22 protein-coding genes and 1 pseudogene are annotated in these 24758 nt (G+C 47.8%); 3 read left to right on the forward strand and 20 right to left on the reverse strand.

Going from position 1 to position 24758, the window contains the following annotated elements:
- Positions 1–48: 48 nt before the first annotated feature.
- The 4 genes from NNL21_RS28500 to NNL21_RS28515 form a co-directional block, all read right to left on the reverse strand.
- On the reverse strand, positions 49–3243 hold the full coding sequence (locus NNL21_RS28500; RefSeq protein WP_204821523.1) for a hypothetical protein: 3195 nt from the start codon (positions 3241–3243) through the stop codon (positions 49–51).
- 69 nt (positions 3244–3312) lie between these two features.
- The gene (locus NNL21_RS28505) at positions 3313–4914 is read right to left on the reverse strand and encodes an extracellular solute-binding protein (protein WP_204821522.1); all 1602 of its coding nucleotides are present in this window, start codon (positions 4912–4914) and stop codon (positions 3313–3315) included.
- Positions 4915–4948: 34 nt separating this feature from the next.
- Entirely contained in the window at positions 4949–5842 is an 894-nt protein-coding gene (locus NNL21_RS28510) for a carbohydrate ABC transporter permease (protein ID WP_204821521.1), read from the reverse strand.
- A 4-nt stretch (positions 5843–5846) separates the two neighbouring features.
- A complete protein-coding gene (locus tag NNL21_RS28515) occupies positions 5847–6788 on the reverse strand; it encodes an ABC transporter permease (protein WP_204821520.1) in 942 nt (313 codons plus the stop codon).
- A 1251-nt stretch (positions 6789–8039) separates the two neighbouring features.
- Here NNL21_RS28515 and NNL21_RS28520 point away from each other — a divergent pair.
- Both NNL21_RS28520 and NNL21_RS28525 read left to right on the forward strand, forming a co-directional pair.
- The gene (locus NNL21_RS28520) at positions 8040–8354 is read left to right on the forward strand and encodes a hypothetical protein (protein ID WP_204821519.1); all 315 of its coding nucleotides are present in this window, start codon (positions 8040–8042) and stop codon (positions 8352–8354) included.
- 278 nt (positions 8355–8632) lie between these two features.
- Positions 8633–8770: pseudogene (locus tag NNL21_RS28525) on the forward strand (tyrosine-type recombinase/integrase); the annotation flags it as partial.
- A 101-nt stretch (positions 8771–8871) separates the two neighbouring features.
- Here the strand turns inward: NNL21_RS28525 and groL are convergent.
- From groL to NNL21_RS28565, 8 genes are all read right to left on the reverse strand, one after another.
- Positions 8872–10509: a chaperonin GroEL gene (gene groL / locus NNL21_RS28530; protein ID WP_204821518.1), complete on the reverse strand. Its 1638-nt coding sequence runs from the start codon at positions 10507–10509 to the stop codon at positions 8872–8874.
- 106 nt (positions 10510–10615) lie between these two features.
- The gene (gene groES, locus NNL21_RS28535) at positions 10616–10897 is read right to left on the reverse strand and encodes a co-chaperone GroES (RefSeq protein ID WP_204821517.1); all 282 of its coding nucleotides are present in this window, start codon (positions 10895–10897) and stop codon (positions 10616–10618) included.
- A gap of 552 nt (positions 10898–11449) precedes the next feature.
- On the reverse strand, positions 11450–12241 hold the full coding sequence (tatC, locus tag NNL21_RS28540) for a twin-arginine translocase subunit TatC (protein ID WP_204821516.1): 792 nt from the start codon (positions 12239–12241) through the stop codon (positions 11450–11452).
- A gap of 157 nt (positions 12242–12398) precedes the next feature.
- Complete coding sequence (tatA, locus tag NNL21_RS28545) at positions 12399–12629, reverse strand: twin-arginine translocase TatA/TatE family subunit (RefSeq protein WP_204821515.1); 231 nt, start codon at positions 12627–12629, stop codon at positions 12399–12401.
- 103 nt (positions 12630–12732) lie between these two features.
- Positions 12733–13764 carry a molybdopterin-binding protein gene (locus tag NNL21_RS28550; protein WP_204821514.1) on the reverse strand — a complete coding sequence of 344 codons (1032 nt, stop codon included), beginning with the start codon at positions 13762–13764 and terminating at the stop codon, positions 12733–12735.
- On the reverse strand, positions 13761–14255 hold the full coding sequence (locus tag NNL21_RS28555; RefSeq protein WP_204821513.1) for a MogA/MoaB family molybdenum cofactor biosynthesis protein: 495 nt from the start codon (positions 14253–14255) through the stop codon (positions 13761–13763). Before NNL21_RS28555 ends, NNL21_RS28550 begins: the two co-directional genes overlap by 4 nt.
- A gap of 39 nt (positions 14256–14294) precedes the next feature.
- On the reverse strand, positions 14295–14762 hold the full coding sequence (gene moaC, locus NNL21_RS28560) for a cyclic pyranopterin monophosphate synthase MoaC (protein WP_305880999.1): 468 nt from the start codon (positions 14760–14762) through the stop codon (positions 14295–14297).
- A gap of 36 nt (positions 14763–14798) precedes the next feature.
- Positions 14799–15437: a 5-formyltetrahydrofolate cyclo-ligase gene (locus NNL21_RS28565; RefSeq protein ID WP_256555550.1), complete on the reverse strand. Its 639-nt coding sequence runs from the start codon at positions 15435–15437 to the stop codon at positions 14799–14801.
- 191 nt (positions 15438–15628) lie between these two features.
- Here NNL21_RS28565 and NNL21_RS28570 point away from each other — a divergent pair, with 191 nt between their 5' ends.
- Positions 15629–17569: an ABC-F family ATP-binding cassette domain-containing protein gene (locus tag NNL21_RS28570; RefSeq protein WP_204821512.1), complete on the forward strand. Its 1941-nt coding sequence runs from the start codon at positions 15629–15631 to the stop codon at positions 17567–17569.
- A gap of 641 nt (positions 17570–18210) precedes the next feature.
- On the opposite strand, the gene NNL21_RS28575 is transcribed toward NNL21_RS28570, so the two are convergent.
- The 8 genes from NNL21_RS28575 to tsaE all read right to left on the reverse strand — a co-directional run bounded on the left by NNL21_RS28575 (position 18211) and on the right by tsaE (position 24754).
- Entirely contained in the window at positions 18211–19041 is an 831-nt protein-coding gene (locus NNL21_RS28575) for a class I SAM-dependent methyltransferase (protein WP_204821511.1), read from the reverse strand.
- Positions 19042–19110: 69 nt separating this feature from the next.
- Positions 19111–20712 carry a 2-isopropylmalate synthase gene (locus NNL21_RS28580; RefSeq protein ID WP_204821510.1) on the reverse strand — a complete coding sequence of 534 codons (1602 nt, stop codon included), beginning with the start codon at positions 20710–20712 and terminating at the stop codon, positions 19111–19113.
- 181 nt (positions 20713–20893) lie between these two features.
- Positions 20894–21160: a hypothetical protein gene (locus NNL21_RS28585; RefSeq protein ID WP_204821509.1), complete on the reverse strand. Its 267-nt coding sequence runs from the start codon at positions 21158–21160 to the stop codon at positions 20894–20896.
- A 241-nt stretch (positions 21161–21401) separates the two neighbouring features.
- Positions 21402–21542 (reverse strand): hypothetical protein, encoded by a 141-nt coding sequence (locus tag NNL21_RS28590; protein ID WP_204821508.1) that lies wholly within the window; start codon positions 21540–21542, stop codon positions 21402–21404.
- Positions 21543–21847: 305 nt separating this feature from the next.
- A complete protein-coding gene (gene tsaD, locus NNL21_RS28595; protein WP_204821507.1) occupies positions 21848–22879 on the reverse strand; it encodes a tRNA (adenosine(37)-N6)-threonylcarbamoyltransferase complex transferase subunit TsaD in 1032 nt (343 codons plus the stop codon).
- Entirely contained in the window at positions 22863–23360 is a 498-nt protein-coding gene (rimI, locus tag NNL21_RS28600; protein WP_373567606.1) for a ribosomal protein S18-alanine N-acetyltransferase, read from the reverse strand. Before rimI ends, tsaD begins: the two co-directional genes overlap by 17 nt.
- A gap of 6 nt (positions 23361–23366) precedes the next feature.
- Positions 23367–24269: a tRNA (adenosine(37)-N6)-threonylcarbamoyltransferase complex dimerization subunit type 1 TsaB gene (gene tsaB / locus NNL21_RS28605; protein ID WP_204821506.1), complete on the reverse strand. Its 903-nt coding sequence runs from the start codon at positions 24267–24269 to the stop codon at positions 23367–23369.
- Positions 24266–24754 (reverse strand): tRNA (adenosine(37)-N6)-threonylcarbamoyltransferase complex ATPase subunit type 1 TsaE, encoded by a 489-nt coding sequence (gene tsaE, locus NNL21_RS28610; protein ID WP_204821505.1) that lies wholly within the window; start codon positions 24752–24754, stop codon positions 24266–24268. Before tsaE ends, tsaB begins: the two co-directional genes overlap by 4 nt.
- Positions 24755–24758: the final 4 nt, after the last annotated feature.

The raw sequence follows: 24758 nt of genomic DNA on the forward strand, positions 1-24758 counted from the left end.
GAGTCAGACTTTTTCAGTGGCCTCCCTGTGGTGGGAGTTATCTGACGTTCACGTTTTTAGTTTCATTTCATAAAAGCCATCAATCTGAATTGTTATTTCTTGTTTGTCTTTTGTCAGCACCTCTATGGACGCAGTTCCATACCCTTGCAGGCGAATGGCAGCCTCACCCATGGATTCTTGGATGGAAACCACCTCTGTATCAAAATCCCGTGATAGGATGCCAACTGATTCGGATAACGTTATGATATTGATTTTTTCACGCTCAACATTGATTTCAAATGTTTTGTTGTTCCATTTCAATGTAGCCTTGGCAATTTCTTTGTCACTCCACCAATCGATGTTTAGTAAGTAGATTACTCTTAGCCCATCTTCACGGTCAAACACGGTAAAGTTAACGGTATCATCACCAACAATATACCCTTTCTCATACTCATCTTTGCAAGCTTCTTCTGCGGTTTGTTCTAATACAGATTGGTATTCTTCTCGAATGGCTGGGTTGGCAGGATAGTGCAGGGAATTGATAAAGATAACTTTCCCTTTGCCTACAGTGTTTTGAATGATTAATGGTTTGCCTTGGTGTAATTTGACTACCGTTACTGTATCTTGCAATGTAAGATCCATGATTTTTTCAGGATTCTCAACATTTTCAGGATAAGCATAATCTTTTATCCCCAACACCTTTTCCATTAAGCCCTTCTCGATTAAGCCACTTGTTCCATTCAAAGCTTCTTCTCGATCTGTTGTGGTGAAAAGATGAGCCCAAGTCAGAATTGCCGTGCCACCATTGTTGCAAAATTCAAGGAGCTTATGAAACTGTTGATCTGTAGCCGTATTAAAACCTAAGAATGCAAGCACTTTATAGTTTTGAAAAGTTTCTGGCTGAGCCTCTATGGGTAAAATATCAACCGTGCCATAGGGGGTTCTGGAATAAAATCCTTGTGGTTTGTTTTCGCATGGGTATCGATAAATAGCACCCAATATAGAGTCCGGAAAGAAGATTTTTAGCAAATCCCAGCTTTCCTCCATATGGTTATATTTCCATTTATCATCTAATTGTCCCCATGCATTGGGTCTTGTAAAACATACCCAAGCATCATTATTTCCATGTAGAAAACCAAATGGAACAACCATTTTCGTGGGTCTTGTATGGGTGTTTACAAAATGGGCAAAGTTTTTTTGCACTTGTAAATGCCCAAGGCAAGCCTGGGAAAATCGATCGAAAAATGCCAACTCACTTTCGATATGCCAAAGTCCTTCTTCTGTGTTGATGTGATTGATGTTATGTGTATAGCAAACAAATAAAGAAAGTTGATACCTTCTAAAACGTTCTTTTGTGTCATGAGGCAGTGTTGACCATTGAACTGCCAAATGCGCCAACAAATCTTTTTTGTTGTATGCAATTGCCGCTCCCCTCTGGGCAGCGATTATGATTTCATGAGGGCCATACATCAATTCACTGCCTGCACTTTCTAAGCCACCCTCGTAGAAATACTTAAACAGCGTGCTTGGACCCGAATGTCTTTTCACGCCGTTTAACGCATAGCGAATGTTTTCAACGAGTTGATTAGCCGCCTCTTCCATGTCCGTTGACTTCAGAGGATTATAATTTGAAAAAACTCTATTTTGTGCATAAACAGGAGGTGTTACATATTTTCCATCTTCAATTTTATCTACAAACCGCTCAAAGAGCTCGTCAAAAAAAGCGAATTTTGCGCCCCGCCCAATATTCCAATAATAGAAGGCACCGTCTCTTTCGTGTCCTTGATTTCCAATAAAATAGGGTCCTTTTAGCATTTCTTTAGTTGGGTTTGCATTCATACCTGGAAGCTCACGCCCATCAATAATGTGGCAATAATGATAGCGATACTCCGTAAAGAGTTTGACAAGGTACGCCCAAAAATCTTTGTTTAATTCCCTAGTTCCAGTCCATCGATAAACGGGCCGTAAGGTTATAAAATTCCCCAAACGGTTGTTGATGTACCAACAAAAAAACTCATCAAAATCTTCTATATTTTGATTAAGATAAACGGCGTCAGAGGTTCCTGTTAATACATTGTCGTCTTTTTTTTCTAATGTTCGTGTGAATGAAACGGTTTCTTCTTCCAATCCACAAGTTAATTTGATCTTGAAATTAGTTTGGTGGGCTGTAGCCATAAAATTGATTACGTTAAAACCCTTTTTACAAGAATGTTCCTTTTCAAAAATCAGGTTTTCATCGGCGCTTACGGTAACGGTAGATTGGTTTTTTAGGTAAACCATAATGGGTATTTGTGTATGCAGCGGAATGCAATCATTGCAACCAACTATAGTTAAGTTTTTTGCCTCTTGATATAGCAAATATAAAGATTTAACACTGTAAGGGTGGGGCATAAAATAATCGGCTTGATTGGTGATGCTGATCGTGTTTTTACCTATTTTCAATAAATCCTTATCTATTTTAAATTCTTTTTCGGAAAATCGTAAACACCTTTGAAAAAATTCGCCGTCAAAGCAAATCTCATTGTTGATTTTAATTTTTAGGTTTGCCCATTCTTTTTTGGATAGATTCTCCCCAAACCAGTTCATTTCTTCATGATAAGGATTAGACATGGTAAACGAAGGCAAATAATTATAGTTAGGCTCAGAGTAGAAATTACCATTAAAGCATGGGTCTTCTAGGTAAAGATCCCCAAGGCATCCTTTTACTTGAATATAAACCAAAATGGAGGCCACATTATCCTCTAAAACAAAATCTCTCTCAATCTTTTGCCAAGGGTAAGTTCCTTCTTCTATAGGAATGATAATCACTTCATCGGGGTCTAAACTGATGGAAGCCTTGTCTACCCCTTCTTTTATCAACCGCTTTTCAAAAACAATTTCCAAATCAGCCGTGTTATTCTTTTCTAAATGATCTGCCTTTGCATAGATAGAGAAGGTAAATTGATTTCCAGCGTGTTCAGGTTTTACGAATTTATAGTAGGCACGCTTTCGATAGGGTTCACCTTTTCCTTCTAAATGCAAACAAAACTGACTATGATGGGTATCATTTGGAGATAGACAGTCATCAACCATTCGATATAAATAGGGGTACCCTCCCTCTGTCATCCAAGAGGGGTGCATGGCATATTCGCCTTTTAACATGATTTTGAAATCGTTCTTGGCGATAAAATCCAAATCATCTAGTACAAAATCACAATGCAAGGAATCTCCAGGTTTAATATGGGGTGGTTCCGGATAGTCTTGAATGGTCAGTTTGCTAAACATACTTTCCTCCTAATCAACATAAGGAGCGTGAAAGCATCACGCTCCTATGTTCACCTTAAGTTATGTCCATTATTTCTTAAAAGTCTCGTCGTAGGCTTTATTGATTAGCTCCAGAGCTCGGTCAGAGCCAAGTTTTTTAACCTGTGGTATAACTTTTGAATCCCAGGTATCAATGCTTTGCTTACCGATAATCACATTTACCGAAGCTTCCTCTACATAGGTATCAATAGCAGTTTTGAGGTCGGTATATTCTTTTTTCTCATTCGTATCGCTAAATTTTGCATTAAAGGTTGCCTTGCCAAAGGCTTGGTTTTCTTCCATAAATGCTACCGATTTTTTCATGGCAGCACCAGTTAACTCATAATTATTAATAGCGTCTTGATGTACAACACTGAAAAGGCCTTGGTCATTTAACCCCGAATTCTTGATGGTACCATTTGGTGTAGCAGCAGTTTGAAAATTCTTCAAAAATTTCACAACACCATCGGAACTCTTTTCATAAGATTCGCCTTCGATACCAAATTGCATTGCATCGATACCTTCTGGGCTGTACGTCCAGTTCAGAAAATTAACCAATTCATCTTTGTATTTAGATTGGTTTGAAATCACTCGATAACTTTGGTAATAGCCACTTAAAACAACGGTACCAACTCTATTATTGTTGTAAGCTGGTTGAAGCATAGACGTAAATTCAAAGCCCTGTTGAATTTTGCTTCCCATTTGTTGAATGATCTCGTCGCCAGCTTGTGGGTAGTCAACGGTCACAAAACCTTTGTTTGTAGCTAAGAGTTCATTCCATTCAGCATCTGTAATCGTAGCAAAGTTTGGATTTAATAAGCCTTCGGAATACAATTTATTCAAGTAAACCAACGTATCCTTGTAGGCTTGACTTTCTGGACCGTACGTATATTTTTGCTCGGCTGGGTCAATAAAGAAAGAGTTGCTAGTTCCTCTAAAGTAAGCTTGGTTACCAACTAAGTGAGACGTGCCCCATCTTACAAAATAGGGGTAAGAATCTGGGTAAAGTTTCTTCAGTTCAACTAGGGTCGTGTATAAATCGTCAAAAGTTTCGGGCTTCATGGATAGGTTGTGTTTTGCAAAAATATCACTTCTGGCCAAAAAACCTTCGTCGACACGATATGGCACATCATAGATTCTTGGGGCCCCATAATATTTGCCGTTAGGCGAACGAGTTAGATCCATAGCAGGTGGATATTTTTCCAACATTGCTTTGTAAGAATCAAGCTTCCCTGCTTCCATATAAGGTGTCAAATCTACGAATGCTCCTTGTGGACCATAAAGGTCCCCATATTTTTGTCCGTCATATAACGTTATCAAATCCGGTAGTTCTCCAGATGCTATCATGGTATTCAATTTCTCTGTATAGTCTGCACGGGCTACGGTAATGGGTTTGATTTTAATATTTGTGTACTTTTGAATTGTCTTAAAAATTTCTTCGTCGCCAGTGTATGCGGTATTTGCCGTTGTAAACCAAGTAACTTCAATTGGTTTTGCGCTAATTTTTTCTGCTCCGCTGGCATTTGGGTCTGATGCCTGTTCATTAGTAGAAGCCGAAGAGTTTCCTGATGGTTCTGCGTTGTTGGACTTGCTGCTGCACCCTGAAACAAACAACATAATGATAGCTACAAATAAGACCAAAAATCTTTTCATGACCAATCTCTCCTTTTTAGTATATAATATTGGATCATCCTTTTATTGAGCCAACCATAAGTCCCTTGACAAAGTACTTTTGGATAAAAGGATAAATACACATAATAGGAAGGGTAGTGATGGCAATGGATGCCATTTTTAAAGATTCCGTTGCAGAGTGAGTTAATTCAGCATAAGCGCCTTTATCGCTTAGATCTACGGTTGCAGCTACCAAAATACTTCTTAAAATCATCTGCAAAGGATATTTTTCGACATCATTTAAGTAAATCAACGCAGAGAAATAATCATTCCAAATGCCAACAGCTGTAAATAAGCCGATGGTTGCCAGGATTGGCTTGGAAAGTGGCAAAATGATTTTCACTAAAATTTGAGACTCAGTGGCCCCATCGATGTAAGCGGATTCACTTAGGGTTTCCGGTATATTCCGAAAGAAGGATCTCATGAGAATAATGTTCCATGCGGTCAACGCCCCCGGAAGAACCATAACCCAAATGCTGTCTAGCAAATGTAGGGACTTATAAGCCAGAAAGGTTGGAATCATACCGCCACCCATAAACATGGTTATAATGTACACCTTGGAGATAAATGCACGCATTTGAAACTTATCTTTGGAAAGTGGATATGCTGTTATGGATGTGAAAAACAAGGTAAAAAACGTTCCAAGCGCAGTATACAAAATCGTGTTTCTATATGCCGAGAAAAAAACAGGTTGGTCAATCATGGTCTTGTATGCACCTAGGTCAAAACCTTTTGGATAAAAAGTAACTCTCCCCGCAATTACTTCTGCGGGATCGCTTATAGACACAGACATAACGTAAGCAAAGGGATAGAGCATAACCAGTACAACAATAGCCAAAATGATGTACACAACGGAAAGCATGACCCGATCTTCTATTGGATCTTTAATTCTGTTAGGATTTTTTTTCATGACATCACCATAAACTTTCCTTTAGGAGTTTTCTGGAAAAATAGTTTGCTCCTAATAATAAAACAATGGAAACCACACTGTTAAATAACCCAATAGCACTTGAAAATCCATAATCTTGGTCGATTATACCCTTACGGTAAACATAAGTAGAGATAACATCGGCAACGTCATAGGTGGCAGGGCTATACATTAACAGAATTTTATCGAATCCAACGCTGACAATATTGCCAACTGCTAAAATTAACAAGGTAATGATGGTTGGGCGGAGGCCGGGCAGCGTAATATGAAAAATCTGTTTGAACCTAGAACAGCCATCCATCTTAGCCGCATCATACATTTCTGTGTCAATCCCTGTAATGGCCGCCAAGTAGAGTATGCTGGAATAACCAACTCCCTGCCAAATACTTGAGCCAATATACAAGCTTCTAAAGTAATCGGATTCGTTAAAAAATTGGATAGGGGCAACATCGACTATTGCTAACAATTCATTTACAATACCACTACCACTAAACACGGATTTCATAATGCCCACAATGACAACAACCGAAATAAAATAAGGTAAATACGTAACGGTTTGAACAAATCTCTTAATTTTTGGATGTGCCATTTCGTTAATCAACAAAGCCAGAACAATGGGTGCGGGAAAAGTCCACAGCAAGTTAAAAAGACCAAGAACAAACGTATTTTTTATAATTCTAATAAAGTTGGGATCATTAAAAAACCGTATGAAGTTATCAAAGCCAATCCATTCAGAGCCTCTAATCCCTAAAAACAAACTGTAATTTTGAAAAGCAGTTACGATACCGACCATGGGATAATAAGCAAACAAGGCAATCATGATTAACCCTGGAAGCGACATAAGCATAATAAAGCGGTTACATTTCCAATCATATTTAAATTTTGAAATAAATGACATTTTAGTTATTTTTTCGGTAGTCGCCGACAAAAGCTCACCTCATTTCATCATTTTGTTGTTTATCGCTATATGCCCATCTTTCTGTAGGAAGACCATGGGCTTCAGTGAACTTTGCCCTCCGTTCGGGGTCAGCTTCCGATGCAGTGACAAATTTGAGTTCGTGCGGATTATAGAGCGAATACGGTGTATAACTTTTGCCCCGCGCGCACCCGATCCAATCAAAATGGCTGTCAGTTACTTTATGTTCGATCCTCTCCTTGTCATCCTTACTTGAAAATTGTGTACCAGCCAAACACCGCTTGGTTTCATTTGGCGTATCACTTAGACCCCATTCATTTTTTGCGCCAAATTCCTTTCAATACGGTTATATTAATTGGAATAACCACCATTGTCAACGGATCTTTTGGATCCAAATTTAGTATGATCAAGATAAACGAACCGATAGTGCCAGGCAAAATAACGGTTTTTCACACCTCAAGTTCAACAGCTTTGGAAAAAATCATCTTCCCGGTCGAATGAATACCGGCAATTGAAGCCCGGGCATTCTGTTGCTTTTTTCCATATTTCAGTAGTCAAAAACATGCATTTGCTGAATACGATCTGGCTATGTTGAAGCTCAAACAGAGCGTATTAAGAGTTTATCGGGCGGTATAACTACAAACGATTATAAATACAGCCCTAAAGTAACCATCTATAAAGACAGGGCATCATATTACATGATCGTCGACGGCGTTGATAAAAAAGTCAAAGTCCAACGGATAAAGTAACGCGATGAACAGAATTCCGTGGCTGTGGATAATCGTTTTTGCAGTTTTATCAGGTTTATTTGGATAATATGCCAAACCCGAATGTACGTTTATTACGCACTCTGTTATGTTCTAGGTTTGATTGTGGCAATAATCGCAGGTTCAAAACTGAACAAAAGAACCACCTACCTAAGCGTGGTACTTTACCATCTCTCTCGGTCGAGATCCGCTAACCGACAAGCAAAAGCAGCTGCGAAAAGTGGGCGGTAAGCAAAGAAAGAAGCTCACCGCGGCGGCTGCACTTGAGCATGAATTAGCCAAAGGAACGTTTGTGAGAGAGACTGAAATGACTTTCGGTACATTTTCTCAGGACTAGCTAGAGAAGCATAACAAGGGCGTTAAGCTAGGAACAAAACGAGTACGCGAGAAGGAAATTAATTTACTGAACATCTACTTTGAGAATGCTAGGCTCGAGGACATAACCAAAAAGGCGTATCAAGAAGCACTTGATAATCTAATCGTACGGCCTCGGAAAATGAGAAAGGGTACTGAGTACGGTTATGCCTACACCACCGTCACAGGAGCCCACGGGACCGACCGGATGATTTTTTCAAAGGCAAAAGAGTTCGACATGATTATTATAGATCCTACGGAGTTTGCGAAGGTTACACGGCCACAGAAGACCGTTGAGGAACTGGAGAACGAAGATGATATTCCGAAGTACCTAGAAAAAGAAGAGCTCTCCTTATTCTTAAGGACAGCTCAAGATCATGGTTATGATTTAGATTATACAATGTTACAACCCAACGAACAATGCCGTGAAATTCGAACTCGTACCACCAAAGACTAAAAGTTCAAAAAGAGAAATAGACTTAGAGCCAATTGTAATCGTTGAACTAATAAAGCATCGTGTGCAGCAAAGGATATTTAGAAGGGCGATTCGTGACCGTTACTTCGATGAGGATTATGTGTTTGCGATGCCCGGCAAACATCCGGGATATCCCATCTTCATTAAAACCATCGGTAATCGAATGACACGCCTTTTAAAGCTCGCTGAGCTGAACACAGCCCTTAACCCCTCACTCACTCCGGCACACGCATACATCACTTCTTGCGGAAGCTGGTGCTAGCCTGGAGGAGATCATGGAGCGATTAGGGCATAAAGATGATGATGTAACTAAAAGCGTCTACCTACACGTAACTAAAGATCGCAAGAAAGAGGCTTCGAGAAAGTTTGGTCAGCTGATGAAGAACATCACATCCTAATGACCAAAATGACCAATTTTATGAGCACGATGACCAAATTATGACCAAATGACCATAAGACAAAGAAAAAACCCCTTATAATCAAGGGGTTTTCGTCTTTTTTACATCATGCCGCCCATACCGCCCATGCCGCCCATGTCAGGCATGCCAGCACCTGCTGCGCCCTTCGGCTCTGGCTTGTCGGCAACAACCGATTCGGTTGTCAGGAACATCGCTGCTACGGAAGCTGCATTCTGAAGTGCGGAACGCGTAACTTTCGCAGGGTCAACGATACCCGCTTCAAACATGTTAACCCACTCGCCGGAAGCAGCATTGTAGCCGATGCCGATTTCTTCTTTCTTGAGACGCTCAACGATTACAGAGCCTTCTTGGCCTGCATTCGCTGCGATCGTACGAACAGGCTCTTCCAACGCGCGAAGCACGATGTTTACGCCTGTTTGCTCGTCGCCGTTCGCTTGAACAGCCGACACCGCTTTGAATACGTTAACCAGTGCAGTACCACCACCGGAAACGATACCTTCTTCAACCGCTGCGCGGGTGGAGTTCAAGGCATCTTCGATGCGCAGTTTGCGCTCTTTCAATTCGGTTTCCGTCGCTGCGCCAACTTTGATAACCGCTACGCCGCCAGCAAGCTTCGCCAGACGCTCTTGCAGCTTCTCGCGATCGAAATCGGACGTCGTGTCTTCCAGCTGCGTGCGGATTTGGTTAACGCGTGCTGTGATATCCGCTTTGTCGCCGCTGCCATCAACGATGATTGTGTTTTCTTTCGTAATGCGAACTTGGCGAGCGGAACCAAGCTGCTCAACCGTCGTCGATTTCAGCTCAAGACCGAGCTCTTCCGTGATCACTTGGCCGCCAGTCAATGCTGCGATATCTTGCAGCATCGCTTTACGACGATCGCCAAAGCCTGGAGCTTTAACAGCAACGCATGTGAACGTGCCGCGCAGCTTGTTGACGATAATCGTCGCTTGCGCTTCGCCTTCGATGTCTTCAGCGATGATCAGAAGCTGTTTGCCGGATTGAACGACTTTCTCAAGTACAGGCAGAATCTCTTGAATGTTCGAGATCTTCTTGTCTGTAATCAGAATGTACGGGTTGTCCAGAACGGCTTCCATTTTGTCCGTATCCGTAATCATGTATGGGGAAACATAGCCGCGGTCAAACTGCATGCCTTCAACCACTTCAAGCTCTGTAGCAAAGCCTTTCGACTCTTCTACGGTAATAACGCCGTCGTTGCCGACTTTTTCCATAGCTTCTGCGATCAATTGGCCGACTTCGTCGTCCGATGACGAGATGGAAGCAACTTGTGCGATCGATTGTTTGCCTTCGATCGGCTTCGCGATTGCTTTCAGCTCTTCTACTGCTGCGCGTACCGCTTTCTCGATGCCTTTGCGGATAACCATTGGGTTAGCGCCTGCAGTTACGTTCTTCAGACCTTCACGGATCATCGCTTGCGCAAGAACCGTAGCTGTCGTTGTGCCGTCACCAGCAACATCGTTCGTTTTGGTCGCAACTTCTTTAACAAGCTGTGCACCCATATTTTCGAATGCGTCTTCCAGCTCGATTTCTTTCGCGATGGAAACGCCGTCGTTCGTGATCAGCGGGCTGCCGAATTTCTTCTCGAGCACCACGTTGCGGCCCTTTGGACCAAGTGTAACTTTAACAGCATTAGCAAGTGCATCAACACCGCGAAGCATTGCGCGGCGGGCGTCTTCGCCAAACTTGATTTCTTTAGCCATGTTCAATAACCTCCTAAGATTTTGTAATGATAGGCACGAAACCTTACTTTTAAAGCTTAAGTACGAGCGTACCGTGTATGTCGAATCGCCGGAATAACGGAATAACTTATCCCAGGATCGCGTGAATGTCGCTTTCTTTCATAATCAAAAGCTCTTTGCCTTCGTATTTGACTTCGGTTCCGGCATATTTAGAGAACAATACGCGGTCGCCTTCCTTCACTTCAAGAGCAATGCGTACGCCGTCCTTGAGCGTGCCGCTGCCTACTGCAACAACTTTGCCTTCTTGTGGCTTTTCTTTCGCCGAATCTGGCAGCACGATGCCGCTGGCTGTTGTTTCTTCCTTCGCAATCGGTTCAATCAATACGCGTTCACCCAAAGGTCTGATCATGAAAATAGCCTCCTTTTGATTTAAGTTGCTAAATTGTTTTTATTAGCACTCGCAACTGTTAAGTGCTAATAACCATTTCTAATAATACCGATTTTGGATTCTAATTTCAAGTGGTTCGTATTTATTTAACATGATTTTTACGGTTTATCCATCGTAGCTAGATTCCTCAGGCAGCCTCCAAAGGCGAATAGGACGGCAAATATAAAGAGGAGATGACTTGTCCGTCTCCTCCCCTCTGGCTCTAGCCCCTGTCTCCTTCTTTTGTGGATCATCTTGCCTCTATCACGGGTAATCGAAGAATCGTCATTAACGCCTAAGGCTCCGTCTTGCGTGGATCAGACAAATAGATTTCATGATGCAGCCCATTTTTAATTAGTCCATGCTCTCTCATGACAGCAGTCTGTCACGATTTTGCGGGTCAAAGCCTCAACGAAAAAGAAAAAACCTGCTGATCGTCATCAACAGGTTTCGAATCCATATTCGCCTTCTACCAACTGCTAGTTGTGGATCAATCGCGGTGATTCTCGTACTTTGTTCCTTGTTGTCGGGCCCCTATATACTACCCTTCGCGTACTCTTCCTCCCAAGCCGCATCGGCCTTCAGCTGTTTGCGGTACACGATTCCGGACATCAGGACGCTTACTTCATACAGTAGAATCAGCGGTACGGCGACGAGTATGTCGGATATGAAATCCGGCGGGGTGATCATAGTCCCGACTATAATTAGAATTAAATAGGCAATTCGTCGCATCTTGCGAAGCCGCATCGGCGTCAATATCCGCAGCTTCGTCAGAAACATAATAACGATCGGCAGCTCGAAGAGCAGAGAAATCGGAATAAGGATGTTGAACATGAAAGCAAAATACTGCGTAATCCCATAAGTCTCTTCCAAATCCAGATGTTTGGCCACATCCGTCGTGAAGTTAAACGCCATTGGAAACACGACAAAATAGGAAAATGCCAATCCCAATAAAAAGAGCACCAGCGCAAGCGGTACGAAACCGAGCGCAGCACGCTGCTCCTTCACTCGCAGAGCCGGCTTAACGAATGCCCACATCTGATAAAAAGCTACCGGTATGACCAGTACAAGCGCGATGACAAGCGCAAACTTCATATACATACTAATACCGTCCCATAGTGAGAACGCGTGAAGAGGAAGACCGGCTACCGGCTCTTGCTTCATTAAGTACTCGTATGCCGGATCCGCCAGCACCAGTCCGACAATCATGCCGAGTACGAGAACGACAAGAATCCAAATCAATCTGCGGCGAAACTCGCCGACATGTTCGAATAACGTCATCGCGAGCTCTTCGCGTGAGGACGACTTCTCTTCGGATTCGCTCATTGTACCTCTTCCTCTCTTCCTGCCCGCCATCTTGCAGCAGCTCATTGATTCGGTTCCCGCCTAAGAGCGATTTCAGCCGCCCTGTGGAACAAGTCCATCATCCATATTGATCAACATCTTATGTATCGTCGCTTGCCACAAAAAAAGCGATCCCCAATTACTCCGGGAGCCGCTTATTGTCCACTTGATCGTCCGTCTTCCGATTCACTTCAACCCGGCTCGCATCTCTGCGATCGTCATCGTCCATCAGGTCTTTAGCGCCAGCCTTGAATTCCTTCAGCGTCCGGCCGAAAGCGCGGCCAAGCTCGGGAAGCTTATTCGGACCAAATAACAGCAAGGCAACCAATACAATGAGAATAAAACCTGTAACACCAATGCCACCTAGCATATCCACACCTCCATCTAATTAAATTTTGCAAAAAATCTAGTACGTCTACCGTTAGCAGCTTAACTCGCTCTCCAAACGGTCTGTTGTCGTACACTAATGTCTATTAACAACCGTTCAGCCCACCATAGCCCATGCGGACAATATCCTCTCTTCTTATCGTGTCGCCCGCCAGCACACGCGGCAGCAGCACGTTGAAAGAAGTATACGGATCATGCATGACGCAGCCGGGAAGTCCCATAATAGGCACGTCCTGTATGTAGCCCATCAGAAGCATCGAACCAGGAAGCATCGGCGTACCGTAGCTGACAATTTGTGCCCCCGCCTCTGTGATGGCAGCCGGCGTGCGGTCATCCGGATCGACGGACATACCGCCTGTCACTAGTATCATATCATAACCCTGCGCAAGCAAGTAATGTATTTCTTTGACAATAGTTTGACGATCGTCAGGCGTGAAGCGCTGCTCTGCTACCTCAGAGCCATAGGACTCCACAATTCGGCGCACGGCCGGTCCGAACTTATCCTCGATGCGGCCTGAGTACACTTCTCCGCCTGTGGTCAACAGCCCGATGCGAATCTGGCGCAGCGGTCGCACGCGAAGCGGGCTGCGTCCTTCATGCTGCATACGATAGTTCGCAATCATGGCTTCCACCCGATTAACCTTGTCCTCGGATACAAAGAGAGGAATGACGCGCGTAGCCGCAAGCTGACCCCCTGGCATGACGACAGAATGGGCCTTTAAAGTAGCGAGAGCGATCTCGCCGATCTCATTAATGCTGTGAACAAGCTCCGCATCAATCTCGGCCAAGCCCGGAACTGCCAAGTCTGATTTAATCGCGACCTTACCTTCATGCGGTTCCGTCAGCTTCGTTCCTTCTCCCTGCAGAGCAGCCGCCATCCGCTGGGCCGCATCATCCTCATGGAGCTCGCCTTCGCCCAGCTCCATGATGTAGATGTGTTCCTTGCCGATATCAAGCAGCCTGGGGATATCTGTTTTCGTAATAACATGGCCTTTCTTGAAGAGCCGTCCTTTGAATTGGCCGGGCACGATTTGCGTCAAATCATGAGCCAAGCGAAGACCAATCGCTTCCCCTACCGGCACTTCCTTCAGTACGGTGCCATTCTTAAGCTCACTCATGCGTTATGGTCTCCCATCCGTCCGGATAAAATCGCCAAGGCATGCGGAAGCTGATCCATAATCGCCATTAGATTCTCGTGGACGCCCTTCGGGCTTCCCGGCAGATTCACAATGAGCGTCCGCCCTCGAATGCCGCAAACACCGCGGGAGAGCATCGCTTGACGCGTCTTCTGCATGGCGCCAAGGCGCATCGCTTCAGCCAAGCCTGGAACAATGCGGTCAATCACCTTCAATGTCGCTTCCGGGGTCAGATCACGCATCGCCAGCCCTGTGCCGCCTGTCGTTACGACAAGATCAGCTTTGTAATAATCCGTCATTTCAATAAGTGCCGCCATAATTTCGTCCTGCTCGTCAGGCACGATGCGGTAGTCGACGATCTCGCCGCCCAGCTCTTCCTCCACCAATTCCCGGATAACCTGTGCGCTCGTATCTTCACGTTCGCCTCGTGAGCCTTTGTCGCTTGCCGTCAGCACGGCCACTTTCCACCGCATGAACTCTCCCCCAATCGCCTACGATAATTTCCGCTATTCCTAAAGCGAATAATCGCCGCTCTTGCCGCCCGTTTTCGACACCAGCTGTGTCGGTCCGATGACAATATCCTTCTGCAGCGCCTTGCACATATCGTAAACGGTAAGCGCAGCCGCTGTCACTGCGGTCAGAGCTTCCATCTCGACTCCGGTTTTACCTGTGGTTTTTACCGTTCCTTCTATATAAAGCTCATCTGAATGATTATCACTGAATACGAGATTCACACCGGTCAGCGGAAGCGGATGGCACATCGGGATCCAGTCCGATGTCTTCTTCGCCGCCATAATGCCGGCAACCTGAGCGACTGCCAGTACATCTCCTTTACTGATCGTTCCTTCTTTAATGCGGGCTAGTGTCTCGGGAGCCATCTTAACCGTTGTAGAGGCAGTAGCCTTCCTTGCCGTCACCTCTTTATCCGAGACATCCACCATACGCGCTCTGCCCTGTTCGTTAAAATGAGTCAGCTCCATAATCGGCTCCTTTGGAGTAATAATGAGATACTTCGTTCACTTAGGCAAGGTTTTCTTGAAACCCCGCTCGGTTATGACGGCATCAATTCGCGCATCATGAAGCTCCATCGTAACGGCTTTCACCCATTGCGCCTCATAACCAAGTCCTATCCAGGGAGGAAAGTCTGCCTTCCCGTCCGAGAAGATCAAAGCCAAGCGATCGTGGAAACGGTCATAGTACCCGCCGCCGTAGCCTAGTCTGCCTCCCTTGCGATCAAATGCAAGCCCCGGTACGAATACGACCTCAGGCACTTCTTTATCTATATCAAGCATTCTTGCCTGAGTTGGATCAGGCTCTAAGATGCCATACGCACCTGGTTTCAGTTCTTGCCAATCGTCAATCGCAAACAATTCCATGGATCGTTCCTGGAATAGGCACCGCGGTACGATAACCTTCAGTCCGTTATGCCAGCCCCACTCGATCAGCCGCTGCGTGTCCAGCTCCGAGCGGAATGACGTATAGATCATAAAGCTTCTCGTATTCCGGGACTCCAGCCAGTCTGCTGCTGCTGTGCATGCGGCCTCAGACCATACCTTGCGCTGCTGATCCGGAAGCGAATCACGCCGCATCGCAGCAGCCGTTCTCTCCGCTTTCTTTCGTTCCATGATGGTATACCGGTTTTCGAATTGTTCCATACTCGCCGACATGCCTTTCTAATGCGCTTCATTTTTTAATTAGTTTACCACTGTTGCCCAGATTTCGCCAATGGTTAACCATACCTGTAAAGCCCGGCATGGCGGCATTGTCGTTTCACGCATCTTTCTGTAAACTAATAGTAGATGCTCAACCCATCGACAGACTTGTTAGCCGGAGGTTTGATGTTGTTATGCTATTGCAAGTATCGGATTTATCCAAAAGCTACGGCGCTCAGCCGATTCTCTCTTCCATTACCTTTCAAATCCAGCCGCGCGAGCGGGTTGGCCTCGTAGGCGTTAACGGGGCAGGCAAATCGACGCTGCTGCGAATCATCGCAGGCGAAATGTCGTCCGACTCAGGTACGATCTATAAAGCGAAAGAAACCACGATCGGGTATCTGGCCCAGACGAGCGGACTCCAGTCGGACCGAACGATTGAAGAGGAGATGCGCGCGGTTTTCGCGCATTTGATCGATGCGGAAGCTGAGCTTCGGTCGTTGGAACGCAAGATTGCCGACCCTGTGCTTCAAGACGATGCGAAGGCATACGCGGATACGTTAGAGCGCTATGCCCGGTTGTCCGACTGGTTCCGGGAGGAAGGCGGCTTCGAGATGGAAACGCGCATCCGCAGCGTCCTTCATGGCATGAATTTCGGCAGCTTTCCGCTGGACACGATCGTATCGACGCTTAGCGGCGGCCAGAAAACACGGTTAGCCCTTGCCCGCATTCTGCTTCAAGCGCCTGATTTGCTTATGTTAGACGAGCCGACCAACTACTTGGATATCGCGACGCTCACTTGGCTAGAGGATTACCTGCGCAGTTATTCCGGCGGTATTCTCGTCGTCTCTCATGACCGCTATTTTCTGGATGCGGTCGTTCAGACCATCGTCGAAATCGAGCGGCATACGGCCAAGAGATACACCGGTAATTACAGCCGGTACATTGATTTGAAGGCGGCGGAATACGAATCTCAGCTCAAAATGTTCGAGAAGCAACAGGATGAGATCGGCCGGATGGAGGAATTCATTCAGCGTAATCTCGTTCGTGCTTCAACGACCAAACGGGCACAGAGCCGGCGCAAAGCACTCGACAAATTAGAGCGCGTGGATAAACCGCTGGGCGATCTAAAGAAAGCCCATTTTTCGTTCGAGATTGACCGTCAAAGCGGTAATGACGTGCTGGATGTAAGGGAGCTTTCAATCCGATTTGACGAAAAGAAAGAACCCCTCTTCCGTAATGTGACATTCCGGCTCGAACGAAGCGAGAATGTCGCGCTCATCGGACCGAACGGAATCGGCAAATCGACGCTGCTTAAAGCCCTTGTCGGCGATCAGCCTGTTCAGAGCGGCACAATCCGCTGGGGAACCAATGTGAAGATCGGCTACTACGACCAGGAGCATACCGGACTAAATCCATCCAATACCGTATTGGGCGAAGTATGGGATGCCTATCCGAATTTAGAGGAAGCGCGTATTCGGACCGTGCTCGGCAATTTTCTATTTAGCGGCGATGACGTACAGAAGCGTATCTCATCGCTCAGCGGCGGCGAAAAGGCTCGCGTTTCCTTATCCAAGCTGATGCTCGCACGCGCGAATATGCTTATATTGGACGAGCCTACCAACCATTTGGATTTATACAGCAAAGAAGTGCTCGAATCCGCACTGCTCGAATATGACGGCACCTTATTGTTTATTTCTCACGACCGTTACTTTCTAAATAAGATGGCGGAACGCATTGTCGAACTGACACCGGATGGGACGCATCATTTCCTGGGAAATTATGACGAAATGATCGAGAAAAAACGTGAAAACGAAGAATTGAAGATGGAAGCCTTGTCCCAGGTACAAGGAAAGCCGGGGAAACCTGCCGTCATTGTTGAATCCTCTGCTTCTTCGACGTATGAAGCCGACAAACAGGCCAAGCGTGACGAGCGGAACCGCCAGCGCAAGCTAGAACAGCTTGAGCAGGATATCTCCCAGCTGGAAGGCGAGATCGCCACGTTGGAAGAGCAGCTGACTGATCCGGATGTGTACAATGACTATGTCCGAATCCAATCCATTCAAGCTGAGATCGATACGTTAAAAAAAGAGCTTCAATCCTCGTATTCAACATGGGAGGAAATGCTCGCTTAGATGGATGAAAGAATACGCATGAATTAACAAATCCGAACCGCTTTTAAAGCCGGTTCGGATTTTGTTGTATTCACAGCATGTTGATGCCGCAGTCCTTACATTACCGCAGCTTATTATTACGCCAACGTGCTTTTTTGTACCTCTTTCTTATACCCGAAGCGCGGCCTTTAAAATCCAGGATACCGCGATTGGCACAGCTAAAGTAAAAGTGATACGTGGCGGTGGCGGTTCGAATGCCAGCTTGAATTATGGATGTGTATAGATTACAAGAACATCGATGTGTACCCGCATGATCGTCTGTCGAATTCGACACGGATCTTATGAAGCCCGTTGTCGAAGGAGCAGCAGGGCATTTTCAACCTATCCACGTTTTCCACAATGTTATCCACAGCAATCCGTGAATTGTTACGCAATTCTGGCACTAAAGACAGGGGGCTAGTCCAGATTCCCCAACTATTTTCACCCGCTAAGCGCTTATGTGGATAGGCATGGCGCATAATTACACCCATTATCCACATTATCCACAGCCTGCCTGTTAAAAACTTATCCCGTTTTTATACACATTGTAAACGCCCGAATTTATTGACATTCACAATGTTATGCACATTTTCCTCTGGAGTTGTGCATAACATTGTGGATAACTATGCTTTTAAAGTCGCTTCCTTCTTCCTGCCGATGTACATCACATGCGAGGAAGCACCCAGAATATAAGGATTCTCCGCGGCTTCAATCATCCTCTCGATTACTTTCCGATATACGTCCGGTCCCTGCTTACGCCAATAATCCCACTGATCCACAGTCATGCCGCCCGCTATGCTCCCGGAGCCAATAAGCTTCACGCATTCGAATCCTGAAGACTGCATGAACGGCGATATCCTCTCAATGTCAAAAAAGTAGGCGCCGGTGAACCGGCCTTCATCCGTATGATTAAATATCCCCGACGCTAGAAATGAATCTATTCCTTCTATAGTATGATTGGGCTTCCAGGCCTCCGGATACAAGAGAGATGTCGTGAAATGCCTGATTCGTGTCATGAACGCGGCAAATATGAACCCCTCCTTCTTCGTGATCCGATTCACCTCGCTCACCGCTCTGATCCGGTCTTCTTCATTCTGAAGATGATATAACGGTCCCAGCAATAAGCAGGCATCAAAATGATCATCCGGCCATTCATGCAGGTCTCTGGCGTCCGCGACATGAAAGCCGGCAAACTGTCGTTCCAGCTGAAGCTCTGCCGCCTTGCTTCGGGCTTGCTCAACTAATCTTGGCACCAGATCGATCAGCGTGACTTCATGACCCGCCCTAGCCAAAGCCAGCGCATACTTGCCGGGACCCGCTCCGATATCGGCTATTCGTCCCCTCGACGGAAGATAGCGTTGGATATGCGCCATGTTAACGATAAATTCGACGGGCTCCCGGTCCAGCCTTCCCCATTCGTCAAACGATTGATAGTATTTCATGACGTTATCCATCCGCACAGCCCCCTCCTAAAAAAGTCGACCGGCTGACCCATTCTACAGATCAACCTTCCCAAGCAGGTCTTATACAATATCCTTATCAAGAGCCGCCTGATTGGTTTTCTTGGCCTGAGTGCTCATGATTTGCTGGTTGCATGCCGCCACATAGGCTTGAGCCGCTGCCAGAATAATGTCGTTGTGAATGGCCGTTCCGCGATACCGTTGGTTGTTCTTCACAATGCTGACCACGGCTTCACCCCGTGCGTCCTCGCCTGTGGATAATGAATGCAGCTCCAGATCCTCGAACTCCGCCGAACTCGGAATCGCCTGCTGAATACAGTGGATCACCGCTTCCAGCGGTCCTGTCCCCGACCCGGTATAGGTTTTCTCCTGCTGAGAATCCCGCTCGCGAATCGTTACGGAAGCAATCCGGGGGCGCTGCGACCCTGCCAGCACCTGCAGATCCACCAGTGAATAAGGATCCTGCTGCTGCTCCGTCGTCTCGCTAGCCAAGGAGATCAGTACATTGTCCGGCACAAGCTTCAGCTCCTCGGCCTTCGCAATGAATTGATCATAAACCTCATTCAATTGCGCATCATCCAGCTTAACGCCGTACTCGTTCAGACGATGCTTAATGGCATGACGGCCTGAGTGCTTACCCAGCACAATCATGTCGCGCGGAATGCCCATCGCATCGGGATCCATGATCTCGTAGGTGCTGCGGTTTTTCAGCAGGCCATCCTGGTGAATACCCGATTCATGCTGAAAGGCGTTGCGGCCGACGATCGGCTTGTTAAAGGCGATTGGAAAATGCATCGCGCGGCTAACCATCCGGGAAGTCTCATAAATTTCGCCCGTTACGATGCCTGTCTCCGCACCGATCGCGGATTTCCGCGTTTCAATGGCCATCACCAGCTCCTCCAGCGAGCAGTTCCCCGCACGTTCGCCAATGCCGTTAACCGTTACTTCAATTTGCGTGGCACCGGCCCGGATGGCTGCCAGACTATTCGCCACCGCAAGCCCCAGATCGTTATGACAGTGGGCGCTGTAGCTTACTTTATCGCCGCCGCGGGCCTGCTGCCTAACGACTCGGAACATCTCCCCGTACTCCTCCGGCATCGCATAACCTAGAGTATCCGGCAGATTGATAATCGTCGCTCCTTCGGCGATGACGGCTTCCACCATCTCAATGACGAACTCGCGGCCCGAGCGGCTGGCGTCCATGGCCGAGAATTCAATTTCGTCAACGAATTGCTTGCCGTATGCCACCATCTCGCGGGCGATCTGCACGACTTGTTCACGCGATTTGCGCAGCTGGAAGTCCAGATGAATATCAGAAGAGGAGATAAACAGATGAAGCCTTCTCTTTGCCGCTTCCTGTGTTGCCTTCACGGCTGCATCGATGTCAACCTTCACCGCCCGGGCGAAGCCTGCAATTTCAACATGGTGGAGCTCGCGCGAAATCTGCTGCACTGCCGCAAAGTCTCCGGGGCTGGAGATGGGGAAGCCGGGCTCGATGACATCGATGCCAAGCTTGGCAAGCTGGCGGGCGATAACAATCTTCTGCTGCGGCTCCAGCGATGCGCCGGGCGATTGCTCTCCGTCGCGAAGCGTGGTATCGAAAATTCGAATGCGCGTTGGGTTAGTGCTATCAGCTTGATTGTTGGCGTTAATATTAACCGTCATAATGGTCAACCTCCTAAAGGGTATGGGTATAGTTCGTTCGAACATAATATCTTCACGCCAAAAAGCCTGCCGTCTCTTATAGGTTTCAAGAGACGACAGGCTTTTCAGGCATGCCGCGGTACCACTCCAGTTGCCCGAACCTTGCGAAAGGTCCGAACCCGCTTAAGCAACCGGACGCGCGCTAAGCGCCTCCATACGAATCCGCCGTGCGGCAGCAATCAGCAGAAGGATCTGCGCACATCCGGTTGCACCTTATGACGGAGGTCAGCCGTTCCGGGTTACGTTGGCTGCATGCGCTGCATAGCTGCAGCCGCACGAGCCCTGTTCCCCCGGTCCGCTTCCAGGCGAGTTCGGAATTCCCTTCGACTGCGTCGCACCGACCCGCAGCTCTCTGCAGCTTATGCACCTCGGCAGCCTCTATTGAAGAGAGACTGCGTTCAAGCTGCATTCGCCGGTTATCCAGGTTTGTTGTTCCTACTGCTCCTGTTCATCGCGTTTATTCTATGTTCAGTTCAGTTTAGTTCGTATCGTTTATGTCGGATCTTTACGGGTTAGAGTTCAATTCGCCATTGCTCCGCAACAGCCGCGCTTGCCGTCCCTAGGCAACAAAAAAAGCCTGCCGTCTCTAATTCAAGAGACGACAGACTAAGTTGAGTCCGCGCGGTACCACCCTTGTTGACACCTCTCATTCACGACAAACGAGAAACGCCCACCTTATGCACGGCCGCCGACTCTAGAAATCGCCGGTCGTACACCCGATTACGGGGGTTAGCCGTTATGACGTACGTGCCATGATGACGACCTTGGCTTCGGCCACTCATCATGCGCATTCCGCCATTCCGCTCCCAGGCGAGATTCAGGCTGCCATCGACTGCGTTGCACCTACCCGCAGCTCTCTCATCGACATGCCGCAATCGCTGCAGCTGTCCGTTCCCGGCGATCCGCCTTACTGTTCCTGTTCTTCGCGTTTGAGAAGTATAACTGGCGTCTGCACTCCCTTATCCGAAACATGCGCCAGCAGGATGTGTTGTGTTGCTGCTTATTATATGCTGCAGCAAATCGTCTGTCAATTCAAAAAATTATGGTGGGGATCATGGATGGATACGTCTGATGCCATAAAAAAAGATGCGCGGCTTCAGCCGCGCACCGACCATTGCTCCAGTGAAAGCCCGGGTTCCGCCTTCATGTCAAGTGGGGTGAACTCACCGTGCTTCCACTTCAAGTGAGCAGCGGCCCCAATCATCGCTGCATTATCCGTGCACAAGGAGAGCGGTGGTATGAGAAGCGGCACGCCTTCAGCTTCACAGCGCGCAGTCAACGCCGTGCGAAGCCCGCGATTGGCTGCAACTCCGCCGCATAGCAGCAGCTGGTTGGCGCCAAGCGTCTGTACCGCGCGCAGCGCTTTTGTCACCAGCACGTCGATGACCGAGTTTTGAAATCCGCGTGCTAATGCCGCGGTCATCAATGGCTCGCCCTTCATATTGGACTGGTTGATAGAGGCCAGCACGGCCGACTTCAGCCCGCTGAAGCTGAAATCGAAGGAATCCGGCTCCAGCCATGCCCGGGGCAGCACGATCTCCTCCTCCGCATCCAAGGCAAGCTTATCGACATGCGGACCTCCCGGATACGGAAATTTCAACGACCGAGCGACCTTATCATAGGCTTCGCCGACCGCATCATCCCGGGTTCGCCCTATAATGCGGAACACCCCTTCACTCTCCAGCACAACAAGCTCCGTATGCCCGCCCGAGACGACCAGTGCAATACTAGGGTAAACAATGTCGTGCACGAGTTGGTTCGCATAGATATGGCCCGCGATATGATGCGTGCCGATAAGCGGCAGATCAAGCGCCATCGCCAGGCTTTTAGCCGCCATGATCCCGACAAGCAGCGCTCCAACAAGTCCCGGTCCTTGTGTTACGGCTATGGCGGACAGATCCCGGAATGAAACGCCCGCCTCGGCTATTGCCTGTTCCATGATGAGTGTTATCGATTCGACATGCTTACGCGAGGCGATCTCGGGAACGACGCCGCCAAACCGCTCATGTGTCTCGATTTGACTGGAAATAAGGCTGCTCAATATGTCACGGCCGCCGCGTATGACTGCAACCGCAGTTTCGTCACAGCTCGTTTCGACGGCCAGTATCAGTTCATTCGTTGTCATCATTGCTCTCCGTCCTTGCAGGATGCAGCTCTGCCCACATGATTAAGGCATCCTCCTGATTATCCGTATAATACCCCGGCCGAACACCGGCTGGTTCGAAACCCAGCTTACGGTACAATCGCTGCGCGATCTCGTTGGTGATACGTACTTCCAGTGTCATACGGGCCGCGCCAAAAAAAACCGCCGTCTGCTGCAGCTCGGTCAACAACCGTTTGCCAAGCCCTTGCCCTCGATAATCCTTGCGAATGGCAATGTTCGTTACATGCGCTTCGTCCATAATCGTCCACATCCCGCCATAACCGATGACCTCTTCGCCCAGAGCCATGACCATGTACCGGGCAAAATGGTTATTCGTCAGCTCGTTGATGAAAGCCTCTGTCGACCAAGGGCTCGTGAACGCTTCCTGCTCAATAGCGACTATATGAGGCACGTCCGAGAGCGTCATCGCACGAAAAACGAGTCGTTCCTTATCGATCGCCACCACCAGCGCTCACCCCTCCCGTTCCCGCGATTTGGCCTGCAGCTTCACTTCCGCTTCAGTCAACTGCGTGTAGTTCGGTACAAACGTATGTACCTCGTCGCTCTCCCCGTTAGCCAGGCGCCGTGCACCAAGAACAGCCACCGCGCGCCCTTCCATCGCTGAAGGCAGCAAGCGGACATCGCAGAATAAGCCGGCTTCACTTTCAGTTCCCTGCGCCATACCTGCTCCCGGCGCAAACATGTCTTGCAGCCGCAGAGCCTCCTCTTCATGAAGCGATAAATCACCGACGAACCATATACGTGCCGGAGCCTTATTCTGCTCAGCAGCTGAACGGATTTGGCCGGCAAGACGGTTCACCCAATCCTGCATAAGCCGAATGCCATCCTCTTCCAGTCTAGTCCAGGTGCCATTCTCTGAAGCGGCAAACAAAGCCGTGTAAACCTGACCACGACGCGCATCCATTAGCGGAACGTACCAATCCATAGACTCCGCATTCATCTGTAAAGCTCCAAAAGCAAGTGCTTCCAAGCTGGAAACGCCGAGGAGCGGCTTTTCCCAGACCCAAGCGAGCGTCTTGCCGACCGTCACCGCAATTCGCATTCCTGTGTAAGAGCCAGGTCCACGACCGACAGCGATTCCTCCGAGCTCTTCGGGGCTGATCCCGCATTCGTCGAGAAGCGCCTTCAGCTTCGTCACCGTTAATACCGAATGGTTGCGCTCTGCCAGCGATTGCAGGCTGCCTAGCGTTTCTTCGCCTCGTACGAGCGCCACTGCCATTAACGCCGTCGAAGTGTCGACCGCCAATACAACCGGCTCCTGAGCAGCCGCTTCTCCGAAATTTCCCGTCGAAGAGTTCGTCTTGCTAGGGATGGTGGGATCGTTCACGTGCGTGTTCTCCTGTTGATCGTTCATTTACTGTCGACTCCCATTCTTCCGAGTTGTTCACACCACGCAGCATAAGGGGCTCCAATGCCCGTCAAAGTAATGCGGCGCGCTTCGCCCCCAAGGTGCTCGATATACAGTTCCAGCCGCTGTGGTGGCAGCAGATCCCGGATCAGGCTCGCCCACTCCACAATCGTAACGCCGTCACCGAAAAAATAATCATCAAGCCCAAGCTCGTCCGCTTCATCCTGCGAAAGCCGGTACACATCCATATGAAAGAGGGGCAGCCGCTCGCCCTCATATTCTTTAATAATCGTAAACGTGGGGCTATTCACGATGCCGCTCACGCCAATCCCTTGAGCAAAAGCTTGTGAGAACCTCGTCTTGCCGGCACCCAAATCGCCATCTAGCGAAAGTACCGTCCCAGGCTCTGCCCAAGAAGCAAGCAGCTCCGCCAAACGAACGGTATCCTGTTCGGCCGCCGCCATCCAGACAGCCTGTCCCCTTTGTATCATTGTC

This window comes from Paenibacillus mendelii (assembly GCF_024498075.1).
GTDB lineage: Bacteria > Bacillota > Bacilli > Paenibacillales > Paenibacillaceae > Paenibacillus_Z > Paenibacillus_Z mendelii.